The sequence below is a fragment of the Mycobacterium sp. C31M genome, from assembly GCF_053345865.1.
On sequence record NZ_JBKFAX010000040.1, the window covers coordinates 1 to 1485 of the forward strand.

1 protein-coding gene is annotated in these 1485 nt (G+C 68.8%); it reads right to left on the bottom strand.

The genetic code is table 11. The features are described from left to right. The coding region (locus ACLBYA_RS31570) for a DUF222 domain-containing protein (RefSeq protein WP_447713425.1) at positions 1-1485 on the bottom strand (1485 nt) is incomplete at both ends.

Below are 1485 nucleotides of genomic sequence, written 5' to 3' on the forward strand. Positions count from 1 at the left end.
GGTGGGTTGGCTTCGATGTCGGCGCGGTTGAGGGCGCGTTCGTGGGCGATGCGGTAGGCGCGTGATTGTGCGCGGGTGCGGCTGCGTTTGGGGGCGGCCAGTTCTCGGTGTGGGCTCGGTGGTGGTGGCGGTGGGATCGTCAGGGTCGCGGTCGGGATTTCTAACTGCGGGAAGAACAGGGCGCCGCCCGGTTTCGTCGTGTAGACCCGCCCGTTGGGTGCGGTGATGGTGATGGTGCCGTCGGGGTGTTGTTGGTCGTTCCAGCCGCCGGGGCCGCAGTGGAATGTCTTGATCAGGTGGTGAATTCTGCAGTATCCCTTGGTGTTCGACGGATGGGTCGGACCGTAGGGCCAGGGCACGGTGTGGTCGGTGTCGCAGCGCTGGATGGGGAGGTTGCAGCCGGGCCAGCGGCAGGTCAGGTCGCGGCATGCGAGGTAGTCGGTGAGCGTGCGCGACGGTTGGTAGCCGCGCTCGGTGCCCAGGTCGGTCGCCGCGGGGACGGGCCGGATCGTGGCCTGCGGCTTCAGGTCGCTCAGCGCCTCGCCGGTGATGACGCCGTAGCCGGGGATCAGCGCGGGTCGGGTCGGTCGCGCCGGCTGGATTGCGGTAACCGGGTCCGCGGTATCGCGGTCTGCATTGTCACCGTGCTGGGCGTCGGGGGTGGTGTCGGTGCGCTGCTCGTCATCAGAGGGTTCGTCAGCATGTCCGGTTTGCGCTTCGGTCACGGAGTCCCGTTCACCGAGCAGGTGAATCACGAAGTGTCCCTTGGCGACCTCGTTGTCGGCCGCTGGGCATTCCGGACGTCCGCACAGGCACGGGATGCTCTTCGCGCCTGCTGTCAGGGCGTCCACCGAGTCTGCGCGCCGCTGCTGGAAGGTGCGGGGGTCCTCGGGGCACGTGGTGCGGGCCAGCGCATCCAACCCCTGATCGAAGATGGCGCCTCTGGCGGCATCGACGCGGCCGTAGATCTCGACCATGCCGTCCCCGACGGGCTCCACCGTGATGCGCCGACCGCGCCGCGCCTCGCGGGCCCGACGGACCGCCTCGGGGTCCACATCGACCACCATCCAGTCGACCAAGTCACCGATCCGTTCATCGGACAGGGCGTTCCACGAGGTGGCCTGTTCGGCGAGCTGGGTATCGATGACCGACATGACGTCGGGGTCCACGATCAACGCGATGCGATGGAGGATGACCCGCAGCACCCGCAGATCCACCGCCCCCTGAGCGAACACGTCGGCCAATGCCGGCAGCCGGACGATCAGGTCGCGGCCCTGGGTGATCAGCGTGCAGGCCCGACCCCGACTGATCCCGAGCTCGGCGCCCAGTTCGGCGGCAGCCAGTTCCCAGTCATCGACGATCATGTCCTCGAAGGCGTGGCCCAGCTCAGCCATCCGCGCCAGCGCGAACCGGCCCGCCGCCAGAATCTTGGCCGCCACGGCGACCCGTTCGGTGCGCAGCTGATCGCGCGCGGTATCGAGGTGG